The 15,288-nt window shown below is 68.8% G+C and carries 22 protein-coding genes, 2 tRNA genes and 1 pseudogene; 13 read left to right on the top strand and 12 right to left on the bottom strand.

All coding sequences use genetic code 11. The annotated features are described in order from the left end of the window. Positions 1-22: 22 nt before the first annotated feature. The 3 genes from ACA361_RS30320 to ACA361_RS30310 all read right to left on the bottom strand — a co-directional run bounded on the left by ACA361_RS30320 (position 23) and on the right by ACA361_RS30310 (position 2,641). Positions 23-607, bottom strand: coding sequence for an RNA polymerase sigma factor (locus ACA361_RS30320; RefSeq protein ID WP_375017600.1), 585 nt, complete (start codon positions 605-607; stop codon positions 23-25). 341 nt (positions 608-948) lie between these two features. Continuing rightward, the gene (locus ACA361_RS30315; RefSeq protein WP_375017598.1) at positions 949-1,422 is read right to left on the bottom strand and encodes a carboxymuconolactone decarboxylase family protein; all 474 of its coding nucleotides are present in this window, start codon (positions 1,420-1,422) and stop codon (positions 949-951) included. 61 nt (positions 1,423-1,483) lie between these two features. Continuing rightward, positions 1,484-2,641 (bottom strand): serine hydrolase domain-containing protein, encoded by a 1,158-nt coding sequence (locus tag ACA361_RS30310; RefSeq protein ID WP_375017596.1) that lies wholly within the window; start codon positions 2,639-2,641, stop codon positions 1,484-1,486. 215 nt (positions 2,642-2,856) lie between these two features. On the opposite strand from ACA361_RS30310, the gene ACA361_RS30305 reads away from it, so the two are divergent. The 4 genes from ACA361_RS30305 (at position 2,857) to ACA361_RS30290 (ending at position 4,590) form a co-directional block, all read left to right on the top strand. Next, the gene (locus tag ACA361_RS30305; protein WP_375017594.1) at positions 2,857-3,252 is read left to right on the top strand and encodes a sigma factor; all 396 of its coding nucleotides are present in this window, start codon (positions 2,857-2,859) and stop codon (positions 3,250-3,252) included. A gap of 58 nt (positions 3,253-3,310) precedes the next feature. Then, positions 3,311-3,538, top strand: a complete 228-nt coding sequence (locus ACA361_RS30300) for a hypothetical protein (RefSeq protein ID WP_375017592.1) — start codon at positions 3,311-3,313, stop codon at positions 3,536-3,538. Positions 3,539-3,670: 132 nt separating this feature from the next. Then, a complete protein-coding gene (locus tag ACA361_RS30295; RefSeq protein WP_375017590.1) occupies positions 3,671-4,384 on the top strand; it encodes a MerR family transcriptional regulator in 714 nt (237 codons plus the stop codon). Continuing rightward, positions 4,372-4,590 carry a hypothetical protein gene (locus tag ACA361_RS30290; protein ID WP_375017588.1) on the top strand — a complete coding sequence of 73 codons (219 nt, stop codon included), beginning with the start codon at positions 4,372-4,374 and terminating at the stop codon, positions 4,588-4,590. Before ACA361_RS30295 ends, ACA361_RS30290 begins: the two co-directional genes overlap by 13 nt. A 250-nt stretch (positions 4,591-4,840) precedes the next feature. Here the strand turns inward: ACA361_RS30290 and ACA361_RS30285 are convergent, their stop codons facing one another. Next, a complete protein-coding gene (locus ACA361_RS30285) occupies positions 4,841-5,290 on the bottom strand; it encodes a DNA-binding protein (RefSeq protein ID WP_375017586.1) in 450 nt (149 codons plus the stop codon). Positions 5,291-5,722: 432 nt separating this feature from the next. Next, on the bottom strand, positions 5,723-6,280 hold the full coding sequence (locus ACA361_RS30280; RefSeq protein WP_375017584.1) for a TetR/AcrR family transcriptional regulator: 558 nt from the start codon (positions 6,278-6,280) through the stop codon (positions 5,723-5,725). An 86-nt stretch (positions 6,281-6,366) separates the two neighbouring features. Between ACA361_RS30280 and ACA361_RS30275 the strand changes: the two genes are divergently transcribed. Both ACA361_RS30275 and ACA361_RS30270 read left to right on the top strand, forming a co-directional pair. Further along, positions 6,367-7,188, top strand: coding sequence for an SDR family NAD(P)-dependent oxidoreductase (locus tag ACA361_RS30275; RefSeq protein WP_375017582.1), 822 nt, complete (start codon positions 6,367-6,369; stop codon positions 7,186-7,188). A gap of 9 nt (positions 7,189-7,197) precedes the next feature. Continuing rightward, positions 7,198-7,323: pseudogene (locus ACA361_RS30270) on the top strand (helix-turn-helix domain-containing protein); the annotation flags it as partial. On the opposite strand, the gene ACA361_RS30265 reads toward ACA361_RS30270, so the two are convergent. The 5 genes from ACA361_RS30265 to ACA361_RS30245 all read right to left on the bottom strand — a co-directional run bounded on the left by ACA361_RS30265 (position 7,306) and on the right by ACA361_RS30245 (position 10,780). Then, complete coding sequence (locus ACA361_RS30265) at positions 7,306-7,470, bottom strand: hypothetical protein (RefSeq protein ID WP_375017580.1); 165 nt, start codon at positions 7,468-7,470, stop codon at positions 7,306-7,308. The pseudogene ACA361_RS30270 and the gene ACA361_RS30265 sit on opposite strands and share 18 nt — an antisense overlap. A gap of 24 nt (positions 7,471-7,494) precedes the next feature. Further along, the gene (locus tag ACA361_RS30260) at positions 7,495-8,610 is read right to left on the bottom strand and encodes a hypothetical protein (protein WP_375017578.1); all 1,116 of its coding nucleotides are present in this window, start codon (positions 8,608-8,610) and stop codon (positions 7,495-7,497) included. A gap of 6 nt (positions 8,611-8,616) precedes the next feature. After that, complete coding sequence (locus ACA361_RS30255; RefSeq protein WP_375017576.1) at positions 8,617-9,039, bottom strand: hypothetical protein; 423 nt, start codon at positions 9,037-9,039, stop codon at positions 8,617-8,619. A 657-nt stretch (positions 9,040-9,696) separates the two neighbouring features. Continuing rightward, complete coding sequence (locus ACA361_RS30250; protein ID WP_375017574.1) at positions 9,697-9,825, bottom strand: hypothetical protein; 129 nt, start codon at positions 9,823-9,825, stop codon at positions 9,697-9,699. Positions 9,826-9,841: 16 nt separating this feature from the next. Continuing rightward, the gene (locus tag ACA361_RS30245; RefSeq protein ID WP_375017572.1) at positions 9,842-10,780 is read right to left on the bottom strand and encodes an RNA polymerase sigma-70 factor; all 939 of its coding nucleotides are present in this window, start codon (positions 10,778-10,780) and stop codon (positions 9,842-9,844) included. Between the two features lie 174 nt (positions 10,781-10,954). Here ACA361_RS30245 and ACA361_RS30240 point away from each other — a divergent pair, with 174 nt between their 5' ends. Beyond that, a complete protein-coding gene (locus ACA361_RS30240) occupies positions 10,955-11,437 on the top strand; it encodes a carboxymuconolactone decarboxylase family protein (protein WP_375017570.1) in 483 nt (160 codons plus the stop codon). An 87-nt stretch (positions 11,438-11,524) separates the two neighbouring features. Continuing rightward, entirely contained in the window at positions 11,525-12,010 is a 486-nt protein-coding gene (locus ACA361_RS30235; protein ID WP_375017568.1) for a carboxymuconolactone decarboxylase family protein, read from the top strand. Positions 12,011-12,154: 144 nt separating this feature from the next. Here the strand turns inward: ACA361_RS30235 and ACA361_RS30230 are convergent, their stop codons facing one another. After that, positions 12,155-12,595: a hypothetical protein gene (locus ACA361_RS30230; RefSeq protein WP_375017566.1), complete on the bottom strand. Its 441-nt coding sequence runs from the start codon at positions 12,593-12,595 to the stop codon at positions 12,155-12,157. A gap of 180 nt (positions 12,596-12,775) precedes the next feature. Here ACA361_RS30230 and ACA361_RS30225 point away from each other — a divergent pair, with 180 nt between their 5' ends. From ACA361_RS30225 to ACA361_RS30215, 3 genes are all read left to right on the top strand, one after another. Further along, positions 12,776-13,096, top strand: coding sequence for an excisionase family DNA-binding protein (locus tag ACA361_RS30225; RefSeq protein ID WP_375017564.1), 321 nt, complete (start codon positions 12,776-12,778; stop codon positions 13,094-13,096). Continuing rightward, positions 13,020-13,520: a hypothetical protein gene (locus ACA361_RS30220; RefSeq protein ID WP_375017562.1), complete on the top strand. Its 501-nt coding sequence runs from the start codon at positions 13,020-13,022 to the stop codon at positions 13,518-13,520. Before ACA361_RS30225 ends, ACA361_RS30220 begins: the two co-directional genes overlap by 77 nt. 130 nt (positions 13,521-13,650) lie before the next feature. After that, on the top strand, positions 13,651-14,199 hold the full coding sequence (locus ACA361_RS30215; RefSeq protein ID WP_375017560.1) for a tyrosine-type recombinase/integrase: 549 nt from the start codon (positions 13,651-13,653) through the stop codon (positions 14,197-14,199). A 34-nt stretch (positions 14,200-14,233) separates the two neighbouring features. Here ACA361_RS30215 and ACA361_RS30210 read toward each other — a convergent pair. Next, positions 14,234-14,304 (bottom strand) — tRNA-Gly (locus tag ACA361_RS30210). A 143-nt stretch (positions 14,305-14,447) separates the two neighbouring features. Here ACA361_RS30210 and ACA361_RS30205 point away from each other — a divergent pair. Further along, a tRNA-Pro gene (locus ACA361_RS30205) sits at positions 14,448-14,521 on the top strand. 61 nt (positions 14,522-14,582) lie between these two features. Then, entirely contained in the window at positions 14,583-15,281 is a 699-nt protein-coding gene (locus ACA361_RS30200; protein WP_375017558.1) for a DNA polymerase beta superfamily protein, read from the top strand. The last annotated feature ends 7 nt before the right edge of the window (positions 15,282-15,288 follow it).

Raw genomic sequence — 15,288 nt, 5'->3', positions numbered from 1 at the left:
GTCTTCCTTTTCCTTTCGGAGCTCATCGGGCCGCTTTCCCCGCGACGGGCGCGGCGGAGGGACGGGACGCGCGGGCGGAGCCGTCCGTAACATCCCGCGGGGCGGGGGGATCGCCCGCCGCCTCCAGCGCGCGGGCCAGGCGCCTGCGGGCGCGGTGCAGCCGCACCGCGAACGCCGGCCCCGAGCAGCGCATCACCCGCGCGGCCTGCCGGGTGTCCAGCCCGTGCCAGTTGACCAGCGCCAGCACCTCCAGGTCGCGTTCGGGCAGCGCCGCGACCGCCGCGAGCACGGTCTCGCGCTCCACGACGTGCTCGGCGACGTCCCACGCGGCCAGGTCGCCGGGTGAGGCGAGCGCCCTGACCCGCGCGGCCAGGTCGCGGCCCCGCCGCCCCCGGTCGCGCTGCTTGTGCAGCAGATTGCGGGCCACGGCCAGCAGCCACGGCAGCACCGGGTCGCGCACCTCGTCCAGCCGTCGCCAGGCGATCAGGAACGTCTCCCCAGCGATGTCCTCCGCCGTGTGCGGCTCGGCGTGCGTCAGCGCATACGTCAGCACGCGCCGGTGATACTCGTCGTACAGCCGGGTGAAGCGTGTTTCGCGTTCATCCACGAAGACCTCCCGTCGGGATCGGTTGTCGTGAAGTAATCCCGGACGAGCGGCCGGATTTACAGCACCGCCCCAGAAAGTTCAGGCGAGCTGCGCGAGTGAGCCTCCGAGTCCCCATCTGTGAAGGCCCGTGAGCAGCGCCCGAACGGCCAACGGCGATAGCCGGCCGGTTCGGGTGAGTGTTACCGCCGTCACCGGTTCGATGCGGGGCGTGTCGCCGATGGTTCAGCTCTTGTTGCGGTTGGGTGATGGTCGCTGTGGCAGACCTGAGATCACCTCTCGCCACCAAACAGGTCTGCCCTGTGCGGCTACCCCGGCGGGGTAGCCGCACAAGGCAGAGGCGTTCAGTTCCAGGTGGTGCCGGCGGGGTCGTTGATGATGTTGTTGATGGTGTTGAACAGGTTGCTGGTGGCCATCCAGAGGATCAGTGTCGCGCGCTGTCGCTCGTCGTAGTGCTTGACGAGGTCGTCCCAGACCTGGTCGGGGATGGCGTCGCCGGACCGGTCGTTCATGCGGGTGGCGGCCTCGGCCAGTGCCAGGGCGGCGCGTTCGGCGTCGGTGAAGAACGGCGACTGGCGCCATGCCGCGACTGCGGTCATCTGGTCGTCGGTGACTCCGGCTTTGCGGGCCTCGGCCGCGTCGGCGTACAGGCAGGCGCTGCCGCCGTTGATCTGGCTGCCGCGCATGGCGGCCAGCATGAGCGTGGCGGCCGGGACGATGCCTTGGTCCATGTCGTGCTGCAGTGCCTGCATGAGGGCACCGATCGCCTCGCCCGCGGCCGGTACCAGGTAGGCGGGGTTGCTCATTCGTGCTTGCATGGCGGGTTCTCCTTGTGGTCGGTGCAGGGGATCGCTTTTGGGGCAAGTGCCCTCATCCGGGCTAGTTGGGGTTATTGCGAGCGGCCGCGCGGTGGACGGCGGCGGCCAGCCGGTCGTGTTCGGGGTAGGACCAGTTGAAGGAGAAGCGGCGGCGCGTGTAGCCGAAGGCGATGCCGCTACGAGGATCGGCGAAGGCCTCCGAGCCCGCCGAGCCGCCGTGGCCGAACGCCTGGGCGCTCAAGAACGGGTAGCGCAGGCCCATGGCCTGGAAGCCCAGCGCGTACTGGCCCTTCGGACCGACGACCAGGTCACCGCCGACCGAGTGGAGCATGGCGAACTCGCCGATGGTGTCGGGCTTGAGCAGCGGGGCGTGACCGTCCAGCCCGGACACCGCCGCCGCGTACATGGCGGCCAGTCCCCGCGCGCTGCCCACGCCGCCCGCCGACGCCTGACCGAGCGCCCGCACCCGCCGGGTGTTGATGAAGGCGACCTGGTCCAGCGGCGGGGTGGAGTTCAGGCCGTACCCGATCCCGGTGATGCTGTGCGGGCCCGGGACGTTCGCCCAGAACGCAGCGAGCTCCTCCGGGGCCGCCAGGCCCGGCAGCACCTCCCGGTACCGGTCCTCCAGCGCCTCCGGCAGCCCGAGGTGGACGTCCAGCCCGTGGGGTGCGCGCACCCGCTCCTCGAACACCTCCTGCAAGGAGCGGCCGGTGACCCGGCGGACCACCTCGCCCACGATCGCGAACGACACGAACCCGCCGTAGCCGTAGGCGGTGCCCGGCCGCCAGTACGGACGCTGCCCGGCCAGCCGTTCCGCGATCACCCGGTCGTCGGCGAGCTCGTCCGCCGTCAGCCCGCCGTCGACACCGATCACCCCGGACCGGTGCGCCAGCACCTCCCGCAGCGTGATTCCGCCCTTGCCGGCGGCGGCGAACTCCGGCCAGCACCCCGCCACGGGCTCGTCCAGGTTGAGGACACCGTCCTGCACCAGCAGCGCCACCACCAGCGTGGCCGCGCCCTTGGTCGAGGAGTACACCCCGGTCAGGGTGTCGCCGGTGACCCCGTCCCCGGCCCACAGATCCACCACCTGGCGGTCGCCCACGTACGCCGCGAGCTGCGCGCCGCACTCACCGTCCTCGGCGGCCACCGCGGCGGCGAACTCCTCGCGCACCGCCTCGAACCCGTCGGCCACCGTTCCGCAAATCTCGGACTCGTTCATCGTCTCCCGCTCCGTTCATCGTTGATCGGTGCCCTGACGAACGGGTCGCGGCGAATGTGACCGGTCGAGTGCGTCACATCGCCGGTGTGCGGTCCGTCAGTTCGCGAGTACCGGCACACCGACAGGCGATGACGAAAGGCGAACATGGACGAGCGCGACTTCCTGGCCGAATGTTGCGAAGAGCACCGCACGCATCTCAAGGCGGTGGCCACCGGATGCTCGGCTCCCTGGCCGAGGCCGACGACGCCGTCCAGGAGGCGTGGCTGCGGCTCGCCCGCCCCGAGGCCGACGAGAACGGCGACCTCGGCGGCTGGCTGACCACCGTCGTCGGAAGGGTCTGCCTGGACATGCTGCGTTCGCGCACGCACCGCGCGGAGACCCCGCTGCAGGCCCGCCTGCCGGACCCGGTCGTGAGCGAACCGGCCACCGACCCCGAGCAGCAGGCGCTGATCGCCGACTCGGTCTGGCTGGCGCTGCGGGTGGTGCTGGAGTCACTGACCCCGCCCGAACGGATGGATTTCGTCCTGCACGACATGTTCGGCCTGCCGTTCGAGGAGATCGCCCCCCGGGCCCGGGCCGCGCGACAGACGGGCCCGTGGCTGTGTAGGTGACCCTTGACAGTCCTTTGTCGCTCAGCGTCGAGAACGGTGGCTGCGTGGACGAGAGCGTGTGCCCGAGTTCCCCGCGTCGATCGCGACCCTGGACGGACCCGCCGACGCGGCGGTCGAGGGCCGGCGCAGTGTCGAGATGCGGGCCGAACGGCTCGACTGGTTGCCCGGGCTCCTCGCCTCGCTCGGCCGGCCCTTCGCCATCGAGCGCCCGGACGACCTCCGCGCCCTTGTCCCCGGTCTCGCCGACCGGCTGTCCGAAGGGGCTCGCCGTCCGCCGACCGGCTGACCGGTCTTTCGGTTTGACCTCGCCGTGTGGCCGGGCCACCGGCACCAGGGGGCCGGCGGCGGGCATCCTTCAGGCTGACACGGTCCGGTGCGGGGTTGCATCTCCAGTAGGGGGAGCATCCATGGTGGGGCCATGGCAGACGGCATCGTGTTCTCGATCGGTGAGCTGGCTCGGCGCGCCGGGCTGACGGTGAAGACCGTACGGTTCTACTCCGATGCCGGCTTGGTGCCGCCGGCTGAACGTAGTCCCGCCGGCCACCGCCTGTACGACCTGAACGGGCTGGCCCGCGTGGAACTGGTGCGCACGCTGCGCGATCTGGACGTGGACTTGCAGAGCATCGGGCGGCTGCTGGACCGCCGGACCACGCTGTCGGAGATCGCCACCGTGCACGCCGAAGCGCTGGACACGCAGATCCGTACTCTGCGGCTGCGCCGTGCGGTGATGCGGGCGGTGGCCAGGCAAGGATCGGCTCTGGAGGAGTTGAGGATCATGCACGACCTGGTGAAGCTCTCCGCGGAAGAACGCAACACGATCATCCACGAGTTCATCGACGCCACCTTCGGCGAAGTCGCCGCCAATCCGCAGCTCGTCGAGATGATGCGGGCGTCCCTCCCGGAGCTGCCCGACGACCCAGAGCCCGCGCAGGTCGAAGCGTGGATCGAGCTGGCGGACCTGGTACGGGACGAGGACTTTCGCGCGGCGGTCCGGCGGATGGCCCAGCACCAGGCCGACCAGGGCGAGTCCGGTCTTCATCACGAACTCACCGAAATGGTAATCGAACGGGTCGCCGCAGCCCGGGGATCGGGGCGTCCTCCCCCGAGGCGGCCCCGGTGGTGGCCGAGCTGATCGGACGGTACGCGCGAACGTTCGGCGCCAAGGACACTCCCGAGTACCGGCGCGAGGTGCTGCGCCGTGTCGAGACCGGGGCCGATCCCCGTGCCGCGCGCTACTGGGAACTGCTGAGCTCGATCAACGGCTGGCCGCGGCGCCCGGACATGCGTCCGGTCTTCGGGTGGTTCATCGAGGCACTCCGCACTCATTTGGACGACTGATCGTTTTCTGGACCAGTGCTCCTTACATCGCGACGGGCTGCCGAGGACCCGTCCGACCTTGCCAGACGGGCACGCCGCAAGGCAGCCGCAATTCTGGGCGAGCGGACGGACTGGGAGAGGGGCGTCGGTGGGCGGTGCGTTGCTCTGTGGCGTCCGCCGCTCAGAGCCCTGCCCGGCCTAGGTCTTCGGCGAAGCCGAGGTGTGGTCGAGGGATGTGTGGCCATCGCTTGGCGGAGCGGCCTCGGCCCGCTTACGGTTCGGCGATGGGATCAGGGGTGGCGCGTTCGGCGAGCCGTTCGTAGCGTTGGCGGGCGGCCTGCGGGGTGCCCAGGCCGAGGCCGAAGGCGATCTCCTGCCAGGTCATGCCGCGCCCCCGGGCCATCATGAGCAGGCCGGCCTCCAGGTCGTCGAACTCGGCGCGCACGCGTGGCAGCAGTGTCAGCGCGGCCACCAGGTCGGTGTGGTCCACTTCCGGTTCATCGTCGTTGAGCGTGGCCGCGCCCGACAGCAGGAAGGCGATGAGCCGCACGGCCTCATGCGGGCCAGGGACATCGGGATGTACCTGCCGGGCACGCATCCGGGTGCTGCCCGCGTGCCGGTCGCGGATGTGGAACAGGGCCGCGAACTCACGCTGGGCACGGGTCCGGCCGGGATCGGGTGCGGTGAAGGGGGTGTCAGGGGTCTGCGCCGTGGAAGCCATGCACTCACCTTGATGCCCAAACAGTTCGTTGTCAACGGATCATGTTGAACAACTTGTTCAAGTGTGATTGCTGGGGCCGGCGCCAAGTGGCGGTGGTGCACATCGACGGCGTGCACATCGGCGGCGGTAACGGCGTGCATGCTCCACGAACCCGCCAAACGCCCCGCAACGACCACGCACGGCCACCTTCGTCGGCTGACGACCTCGCCGAGCGGGGGCGCGCTGCGGCGTGCGCGCGCTGACCGCGGGGCACGCAGCTCCTTCACAGAGCCCGCCCAACCCGCCGAGCCGGACGGCCGTTAGGCCGGGCTCCAGCGCCGGAAGCCCTCGCCGCCGCCCGCCGCCCGCCGTCGTGCGGCTGGTGTTGCGGGGGTCGGACGTTCGTGACGCCAGCGGTGAGGGATGACGCGTCGGGCACGTTGATCGCGAGTGTCAGGAGGCCAGTCCGCGCAGCGCGAGTTCAACCTGATGCTCGATCGTGCCCGGCGCCGGCTCGGAGATGAGTTGAACGATCCGGATGAGGCCGAGTAACTGGTAGGCGATGTCGTCTGCGGTTACGTCCGGGGCGAGGGTGCGGTCTGTGGCGGATCGCTCGATGGCTTCGCGGCCGACGGTTCTCAGGTGGGCAAGGCATCGCTCGAGATCCGCGTCCGAGGGGGATCCGCCTGCGAGTAGGTCGATCATGGCCTTGTTGGCGGTGAGTCGGGCCAGCGTCCTGGTGAAGAACTCTCGAAGTCCGTCGATTGCTGATGCTCGATCAGGGAGGTGCGCGACGGCGAGGTCGGCGAGGTCCGATCCGGTGATGGCCTGTATGAGGTCTTCCCTGGTGGGGAAGTGGCGATAGAGCGTGCCGATGCCAACTCCGGCAGCTGCCGCGACCGCACGCATGTCGACGGATAGGCCGTGGTGTCGAAACGCGTCTTCTGCGGCGTTCAGGATCCGTTCCTTGTTCGCCACGGCGTCGCGTCGCTGCTTGCGCTCTTCCGGCATGTCCCCAGTATAACGATCCGGAACGCATGTTCCGGATCGATGCTACGCTGTTTCGGAACATGCGTTCCGGAATGATGGAGTGTGTAGTGAGGGCGATCGTGGTCACGGGAGGCACTGACGGGATGGGCGCCGCTCTGGCGCGCCACTACCTCATAGCAGGAGACCGGGTGGTGGTGATCGGACGTAGCCGCGCCAAGTTCGAGGCGCTGGTTGCGGCCGCGGCGAGCCAATCTCCTTCGGCGCCATCCAGGGCCGAATTCATCGCGGCCGACCTCTCCCTCGTTGAGGACAGTCGTCGCGTGGTCAACCATCTGAAGGAGAGCAGCGAACGTATCGACGCGCTGGTACTCGCGGCGTCGTTCATCCGGCAGCGCCGACACCGCACCCCCGAAGGGCACGAGGCGTCCTTTTCGCTGTTCTTTCTCAGCAAGTACCTGTTCGTCACGCAACTTGCCGCCCTTCTGCGCGCCGGCGACAGGCCGGTCATCGTGAACACCGCGGTCCCGGGCGCCCGCCCGGATGCCATCGCGTTCGACGACCTGGAGATGGTCGACAGGTTCACCTTCAAACGATCAAACGCTCAGCAGCGTCGAGCAAACGAACTACTCGGAATCCTCGCCACCGACCAGAACTCGGATCTCAGCTACGTCACCTGGGGACCCTCCCGGCTGGTTCGCTCCAGCTTCACCGGCGAAGTGGGGGCAGGCATGAAGGTCGCTGCCGCCGTTCTGGGGCCCTTGCTGGGCCAACGCCCCGAAGATGCGATCCAGCCGATCATCAACATCATCGACACCCCGACCCCGGGTCGAGCCGCCTACCGCGGCGCCAAGACGCGCCCACTCACCGTCGGTCCCCACGACGAGAAGGACGCTGCACGCCTCGCTTCTGCCGTCGAGGAGATCCTTTGATGCCGCACTCGACCCATCGCCCATGTCGCTGCCGAGATGGGCATCCCTCGGGCCTGCGCTTCCACGTGGGTCAACCGCTGGCGCAGGGACGGTGAGTCCGGACTTCACGGCCGCTCCTCAGCTCCACACACCACCCTGGCCTGAGTTGGCGAGAAGATCGAGACCTGGCCGCGCGAACACGAGTGGTCCGCGCAGCGCATCACCGACGAGCTCGCCGACATCGGCTTCACGATCAACCGCCGCACCGCGTCGAGACACCTTGCCAGGCTCGGACTTGGTCAACGGCGGTTCATCGACCCCCAGCGGTCACGTCCAACGTTCGACGAGGTCGTCGACGAACGCTCGAAATTCCTCATCGGCTTCGATGCCGCCCATCGCCAGGACCGTGACGAAGTCGTCCAAGCGCCGGAAGTCGCCCAGCAGCCTTTCAGGGCGGCTGTAGAGCGCGCGCGTCTTAGCGAAATCGTCGTAGACCAGGGCCAGATCGATTGGTCGTGAGGTCACGTACTCGATGAGCAGTGCGCAGCGTTGAGCCAGATCCTGTCGGCGGGGGTCGCCCGGATCAGGCATCTCTGCGATGTCCAGTGTCGAGTACAGGGCGAGCAGCGGGATGATGGCGTGCTGTGGGTCGGCGAACAGTCCGTCGGCCAGGCGGCGCGCGTAGCGACGGCTCCACTGGTCAGCGCCCAGTTCATCGGCGAGCGTGCAGTGAGTGGCCTTTGGCTTGGTTCCGGTCGGGCGGTCTCGGCCGAGGGCAACGACATGACCGAACTCGTGCAGGGTCATCAGCGCCTGCTCAAAGACGCTGATGGCCCAGATCGTCTGCCCCACGGCAGGCTCGGTCAATTTCATCCAGAGCGTGATGACGTGTTCGAGCCGTTCGACAGCACGCACGCACTCGGCTGGCGGCTTGATTCCGGTGAGCCAATAGCGAGTTGCTTTTGCGCACAGGTCGAGCGGTAACCGTCGGGCAAGCTTGCGCCGCTGTCGTCGGCTTCGGCAAGCCGGGTGCTCCACCGGAAAGGACAGCATTGATCTCAGCGCATTGACGAAGAAGAGACCACCAAACGCCGACCACGGCATTGCGAGGGCGGCGCCCTTGCGGGACATCAGGACGTGCGCCGACGACCGGTCTGGCACCAGCACCCTGGGGATGTTCAGCAACCAGCGGTCGGCGGGATCCAGCACCGGACGCAGCAGCTTATTAAGCGCGTCGTTGATGTCCTTCTCAGACGGGGTCAGTGTCCCGCTCATGCCATCCGGTAGCCGACCTGGCTGCCTGCCCGGGTTCTTGGATCCGTCGGGCAGGCCATACCGATCCCAGCAGCGGGCGGCGCGGCCGATGAGGTCCTTGACGTCGCCTTGCCGCACCCCGAACCGCAACTGCTCGACAAGCGCAGGATCGCCCTTAATCGGTGCCATTGGCGCCTAGCCTGCAGGCTTCCACGTACCGTCGTCGTCTAGCCGCAGCACGACCGGTTCGCCTGCCGCGTTGTGAGGAGCGGGCGGCGCGTCACCGTCCTGCAGCGCTCTGACCACGCGCTCCACGTCCTCAGGGCCATCGACTGCGCAGCGGAAGCGGAACTCGGTGTCCCCGGTCTTGTGCACCACGACAAGGGTGCATTGATAGTCGGCTTCCTTCGTTTTAGACACCAGGCGCTTGATCCGCGACCAGACCTCCTCGCCGACGGCGGTCAGGATGCCACCACCGATACCGCCCGCGACCACCGTAATAATCGCGAAGGCGGTGCTCACGCCGTCGAAACCGCGGCCTTCGGAGAGATGAATGTCGACCGGTACGCCCGACTCCGAACTGATCTGCTCAGCCTCTGCTTCAAGCGTTCCGCTCAATCTCGGGTCCTCCACTCTCGTGGGCCGATCGCTACGCCAGCTACTGATGAATCGTAGTGTCCATCTGGCGATGAACGACAGCACGGCTGCGCAAGAGTAGATGCTGATCTTTGATGCTCACCTCACCATGCTGTAGCCATCCGGCCAGAGTGGGCGCGGTTGACCCGTGGACAGGCCGAAAAGCGGCCTGAGTGTCGTGGCCGTGACTATCACGCCCCGCCGTGGCGCCTCGGCGCGGACCCGTGAGTGCGTGTTGAAGAACTGTGAGTTCTTAAGAGGTCGGGCGGTATCGCTTCTCCCGCCGGGCTGGCGGTCGCGATGGCCGCATTCGCACTTCGCGGCGGTTTCCTCGCGCGGTGTTCTGCGAGCTCGCGGCAGTCCTGGCCTGCGACATCGTCGTCGTGGCGCTCAGCGCGGGCGCCCGCACTGGTGGCACAACCTCGCCCCCTACATCAGCATGGTCGCCTGGCTCGGGTTGTTGATCGCGCACTATCGGGGCCTGGTACAACACCCACTAAAGGAGCCCGGCGGGCTCGTCTTGCCGTGACTGGCCGTTCCGATGCGGGTGGCTGGGGGGTCAGTCGATGAGGCCGGGCTGGTCGGTGGGGTTGCCCTCGGCGGTCTTGAGGGTCTTGTGGACGACACCGACGGAGACCTTCACCCCGGCGGCGATGGTGCGGATGGATTCCCGCGCCGGCGGCGGGCCAGGATCGCGGCGCGCTTGTCGTCGTCGACGACGGGTCGGCGGCCGCCGGTCACGACCACGTCGATCACCAAACTCCTCATTTCGCAAGGCTGCGGTTCAGCGATGCAGGGCGGTTTCTTGATCGAGGCGTGACAGCTTCTCGGGGTTGCGCACGAAGTACAGGCCGGTGATCAGGCTCTGTTCGGTCCGCACCGCCAGCAGGCCCTCGATCTGCCCATCGATCCGCACGATCAGGGCCGGATGGCCGTTGACCTGCGCCGGCTGCACCGCGGCGGAGCCTGCCAGCCGGCCCAGCCCCGCCGTCAACAGGTTGGCGACCAGTTCCGCGCCCACGACCGGCTCCAGCGCAGCCTGGACCACACCGCCGCCGTCGCTGAGGAAGACGACGTCCGGGGCGAGTTGGTCGAGCAGGCTCTTCATGTCGCCGGTGTCGACGGCCCGTTGGAAGGCCAGCAGGGCCGCGCGGTTCTCAGCCTGCGCAACCGCTGTGCGCGGGCGGCGGGCGGCGACGTGGTTCCGGGCCCGGTGCGCGATCTGGCGGACCGTGACCGGGGTCTTGCCGACGGCCTCGGCGATCTCGTTGTAGTCCAGGTCGAACACCTCGCGCAGCACGAACACTGCGCGCTCGGTCGGCGTGAGCGTTTCCATCACCAGCAGCATCGCCATCGATACGCCCTCGGCCAGCTCGACGTCCTCGGCCACGTCCGGCGCGGTCAGCAGCGGCTCGGGCAGCCAGGGGCCGATGTAGGACTCCTTGCGCCGGCGCAGCGAACGCAGCCGCATCAGCGCCTGGCGGGTGGTGATGCGGACCAGATACGCGCGGGGATCCTCCACGATTTCCAGGTCGACGTTCACCCACCGCATCCAGGTCTCCTGCAGGACGTCCTCGGCATCGGCCGCCGAGCCGAGCATCTCGTAGGCGACGGTGAACAACAGGTTCCGGTGGGCGACGAAGGCCTCGGTGGCGCCATCCGCGCCGGTGCCCCGAGCGGACGGCTTGGTCGCTTCCACAGTCCGGTCACCGTGCTCGGTCATCGCCGGCTCCCTCCGTTTTGGATCTTTCTGTATCCCGCACGAGATGCCGACCCCGCGCTTTTCGTGACGCCCACCAGCAGTGATATAGGTCACACCGCCGGAGCTGTCACGCCGACCGGGCTACCGGCATCTCCTTGCCGACTTCGCCCGACGACGACTTCCGAGGAGCACACCATGACCGCCCGTTTGAGCCTGTTCGCGAACCCCGACGGCACCGCGGCCAAGGCCGCCGGCCACTTCGGCACGGTGAGCAAGACGATCCTGGCCGAATCGAGCCTGCCGGCCGCGACCCAGAAGCTGGTGCTGCTGCGGACCAGCCAGATCAACGGCGACGGCTACGCCACCGACGTGTGGAGCAAGAACGCCGCGGCCGCCGCAGAGAGCGCCACCCGCATCAACCTGGTCGCCGCCTGGCGCGAGTCCACGGTGTTCACCGACGCCGAACGCGCCGCCCTGGCCCTCGCCGAGCAGGGCACCCGCATCGCCGACGCGGCCGGCGGCGTGAGCGACGAGGCCTGGGCCGCCGCCGTCGAGCACTACGACGCCGACCAGCTGGCCGACCTGGTGGTCCTCATCGCCCTGATCAACGCCACCAACCGGATGGGCGTCATCGTCCGCCAACCCGGCGGCGACTACCAGCCCGGCAATCTCGGCTGACCGGTACCCGCGAACAACAAGCCCCCTGCCATCGGCCGCGCGAGCAATACGCGCGGCACCCCCAACCCACGAGCAAGGACGCAGACCATGGAAGCCCGCTTCGACCTGATGAACAACAATCTCGGCGCCAAGATCGCCAAGCGGATCTACAACGTCGCCCTGGCGATCGTCGACTCGCCGCTGCCCCAGGCCACCCAGAACCTGGTGATGCTGCGCGCCAGCCAGATCAACGGCTGCGGCTTCTGCGTCGACTACCACACCAAGGACGCCACCGCCGCCGGAGAGACCACAGACCGCCTCAACCTGGTCGCCGCCTGGTACGAGACCACGGTGTTCACCGACGCCGAACGCGCGGCGCTGGCGCTGACCGAGGAAGGCACCCGGATCGCCGACACCCGCCACCCCGTGTCGGACGAGACCTGGGACCGGGTGCGCGAGCACTACGACGACGACCAGATCGCCGCGCTCGTCTCCCTGATCGCCATGATCAACGCCAACAACCGGCTCAACGTGATCGTGCGCAACCCCGGAGGCTCCTACCAGCCCGGCCAGTTCGCCGGCATGGCCAACTGACCCGCACCGCCACACCACCGCCGGCCCGGGATCACTCACCCGGATACGCCGCAAAGTAGGACCGACCCACCAGTGGCTCACCCATAGCTACCAAACCGTTACAACATCCCTGTCCTCGAAGCCCACCCGCATTGGAACGTCCAGTCACGGCAAGACGAGCCCGCCGGGCTCCTTAACGTGACTGGCCGTTTGGTTGCTGCGCAAGCCCCGGCTCCCGTGCAGCGCGTCCCGCGCGGCGTCGGGCGGGCCGGGCGCCGTCACACGGCGTGCCGTCGTCACGGCGGCGGCGAGGCGGTCCAGGGCGGCGGTCACATCATCGGGGACGCGCTCGCGCGGTTCCTGGACGACGTCGGCGGCCGCGGCGGTCAGCTCGTCCAGCGGCCCGGTCCCGGAGGCGCGATCCCAGGCGGTGACCAGATTGCTCAGCAGGCGGCCGAGCGGCATCGGCAGCGGCCGGTCGAGCGCGGCCAGGTCCTCGATGGCGTCGAACAGCTCGTCCACGTCCAGCTCGCCGACGTCCAGCTCGCCGGCGTCCGGGGCGGCGTGGGCGCTGGCTCGCCTGGTTGAGGCCGGGATCCCGGTCACCAACCCGGCCGACTCCGATGCGCAACACGTCTGGGAACGCGCCGGACCCGGCGACCCGGACGTCAAGCCGATCGAGCACCGGCTGATGCTCCTGATCAACGAACGGGTGCAACGGCGCCGCCAGCTCGACCAGGCCACCGCACAGAACGACCCAGATCTTTCGGCAACTCGGGAGGCAGCTTGACCGACAGGCGCCGGACCACTCCGGACCTGGACCCCAATGACCGGCTCCTGACCTACGACCAGGCGGCCCAGATCCTCAACACCAGTCCGCGATTCCCCCGTCGCCTGGTGGAGGAGCGGCGCATCCTCTTCGTGCGCGTCGGCCGGTTCAACCGCATCCCCGAATCCGCACTTCGAGAGAGTTCATTGAGGCCGGTCTTGTTGAGCCGATCACGTCGCGGGGCATCGGGAGGGCTGCCTGATGGGCAAGAAGCGTCGGTTCGGACGGGTCCGCAAGCTTCCCTCGGGCCGCTACCAGGCTCACTACCAGGGGCCTGATGGCATTGACCGTCCGGCGCCCAACACGTTCGCCACGAAGACGGATGCCGAGCGGTGGCTGGTCCTCAAGGAAGCGGAGATCAGCCGGAACGAGTGGCTCGACCCGGACGCGGGCAAGGTGCCGTTCGAGGTCTACGCCAAACAGTGGATCGATGATCGCGTGCTCAAGCCTCGTACGGAGGGGCTCTACCGCGGGCTGCTCCGCAACCACCTGATCCCGACTTTCGGCAACTTCGACCTTGTCGACATCCGGGAGGCCGACGTGCGACGTTGGCGCAAGGAGCGGCTCGGGAAGGTCGGGCAGTCGACGGTGGCGAAGGCTTACCAGCTCCTCAAGTCCGTCCTGAGCACGGCCGTGGATGACGAGTTGATCCGGCGGAACCCGTGCCGGATCAAGGGGCCGGCACCCCGGAGCGGGAGATGATCCCGCTGACCAAGGTGGTTGAGATCCTCGCGGCCGTGCCTGAGCGGTACAGGGCTCTGGTGCTGCTCGGTACGTTCGCGAGCCCTGCGTTGGGGGGGAGCTGGCGGCGCTGCGGCGCAAGAACGTCGACTTGGACGCGGGCTTTGTACGGGTTGTCGCCTCGGTGGCTGAGCTGGACGGCGGCAAGCTGGTGGAGGACACCCCCAAGTCACGCGCTGGACGGCGGGTGGTGCCGATCCCGCCAGAGATCATCTCGGACCTGCGTGCGCATCTGGACGAGTTCGCTGAGAAGGGGCCGGACGGGCGGGTGTTCGTCGGCCCCAAGGGCGGGCCTCTGCGGCGGTCGGGCTTCCGGCGCACGTGGAACAAGGTCAGGAAAGAGGTCGGCCTGCCTGATCTGCACTCCCATGACCTCCGGCATGTCGGCAACACGCTGGCGGCCACGACCGGCGCGAGCCTCCGGGAGCTGATGGCTCGGATGGGGCACGCCTCTACGCGAGCGGCGCTGATCTACCAGCACGCGAGCCAGAACCGTGACCAGGTGATCGCGGCGGCGCTGGGGGAGGCGTTCAGATCGCTCGGGACGGCGGGAAGCCCAAGAAGGGCACGAAGAAGGGATCGGGCACGCAGCGGGCACGGAAGCGGAAAGGATCTTGAAAGCAGGAGGGCCCAGGTCTGAGGAACGTGCCTCTGGCCTGGGCCTTCTTCAGGGGAGCGGGCGACGGGAATCGAACCCGCGTAGCCAGTTTGGAAGACTGGGGCTCTACCATTGAGCTACGCCCGCGTGCGGATGCGGCGCGGCCCCGGAGGGGGCGCCGATCGCCTTCCGTAGGGTACAGGGTTTCGAGGGTGGTCGCGCTCTCGCGGGAAATGGGCGAGGCGTTCCCCGCTGATCGGGTCTAGACTTCACGCGTCGCCGTGACGGAACGGGCTGTGGCGCAGCTTGGTAGCGCACCGGCTTTGGGTGCCGGGGGCCGTGGGTTCAAATCCCGCCAGCCCGACATGAGGTGAGGGGCCCTGTCTCCAGAGGGAGGCGGGGTCCTTCGCGTCCGAGGAGGGGTCGTGGAGATCGCCGAGGTGCTGCTGGCAGGGGTCGTGGGGTCGACGGCGTACGGGCTGGCGACGCCGGAGTCCGATGTCGACCGGCTGGCGGTGTTCGCGGCGCCGACGGTGCTGTTCCATGGGCTGCGGCCGCCGACGGGGAAGCAGGCCACGCGGGTCAGGACGGACCCGGACGTCACCGAGCACGAGGCGGGGAAGTTCGCCGGCCTGTGCCTCGGGGTGAATCCCACGGTGACCGAGCTGCTGTGGCTGGAGGAGTACGAGGTCCGCACGGAACTGGGGGAGCGGCTCGTCGGGATCCGGGAGGCGTTCCTCTCGGCGGGACGGGTGCGGGACGCCTACTACGGGTACGCGGTGTCGCAGTTCAGGCGGCTGGAGGGTCGCGGGGACGGGTCGTTCTCGGCGGACACGCGGAAGCGGACGGCCAAGCACGCCCGGCATCTGGCGCGGCTGATCCACCAGGGCCTCGGGCTCTACCGGACGGGGACGCTGCGGGTGCGGCTGGACGATCCGCAGTGGTACCGGGACTTCGGCGAGCGCGTCGCGCAGGGCGAGCTGGACGAGGCGAGGGCCGTGCTGGCGAAGGCCGAGGCGGACTTCGACGCGACGCGGACGCCGTTGCCGGAGCGGCCCGACGAGGCGGCCGTGGAGGAGTGGCTGCACGCCGTCAGGCGGGAGTTCCTGCCGCCGCCGGGGTAGAGATCCT

This window comes from Actinomadura sp. 21ATH (genome assembly GCF_041951345.1).
Taxonomy (GTDB): Bacteria; Actinomycetota; Actinomycetes; order Streptosporangiales; family Streptosporangiaceae; genus Spirillospora.
The sequence above is the reverse complement of the archived record's forward strand: the minus strand, read 5'-3'. Positions and strand labels throughout refer to the sequence as shown.

What these genes read in the sequence shown, in the direction of transcription:
- ACA361_RS30250 (WP_375017574.1), bottom strand. Translation starts at nt 9,825, where the DNA reads ATGAGGAGTTTGGTGATCGACGTGGTCGTGACCGGCGGCCGCCGACCC.
- ACA361_RS30310 (WP_375017596.1), bottom strand. Translation starts at nt 2,641, where the DNA reads ATGAACGAGTCCGAGATTTGCGGAACGGTGGCCGACGGGTTCGAGGCG.
- ACA361_RS30245 (WP_375017572.1), bottom strand. Translation starts at nt 10,780, where the DNA reads ATGACCGAGCACGGTGACCGGACTGTGGAAGCGACCAAGCCGTCCGCT.
- ACA361_RS30235 (WP_375017568.1), top strand. Translation starts at nt 11,525, where the DNA reads ATGGAAGCCCGCTTCGACCTGATGAACAACAATCTCGGCGCCAAGATC.
- ACA361_RS30285 (WP_375017586.1), bottom strand. Translation starts at nt 5,290, where the DNA reads ATGGCTTCCACGGCGCAGACCCCTGACACCCCCTTCACCGCACCCGAT.
- ACA361_RS30260 (WP_375017578.1), bottom strand. Translation starts at nt 8,610, where the DNA reads ATGGCACCGATTAAGGGCGATCCTGCGCTTGTCGAGCAGTTGCGGTTC.
- ACA361_RS30280 (WP_375017584.1), bottom strand. Translation starts at nt 6,280, where the DNA reads ATGCCGGAAGAGCGCAAGCAGCGACGCGACGCCGTGGCGAACAAGGAA.
- ACA361_RS30295 (WP_375017590.1), top strand. Translation starts at nt 3,671, where the DNA reads ATGGCAGACGGCATCGTGTTCTCGATCGGTGAGCTGGCTCGGCGCGCC.
- ACA361_RS30305 (WP_375017594.1), top strand. Translation starts at nt 2,857, where the DNA reads ATGCTCGGCTCCCTGGCCGAGGCCGACGACGCCGTCCAGGAGGCGTGG.
- ACA361_RS30240 (WP_375017570.1), top strand. Translation starts at nt 10,955, where the DNA reads ATGACCGCCCGTTTGAGCCTGTTCGCGAACCCCGACGGCACCGCGGCC.
- ACA361_RS30315 (WP_375017598.1), bottom strand. Translation starts at nt 1,422, where the DNA reads ATGCAAGCACGAATGAGCAACCCCGCCTACCTGGTACCGGCCGCGGGC.
- ACA361_RS30220 (WP_375017562.1), top strand. Translation starts at nt 13,020, where the DNA reads ATGGGCAAGAAGCGTCGGTTCGGACGGGTCCGCAAGCTTCCCTCGGGC.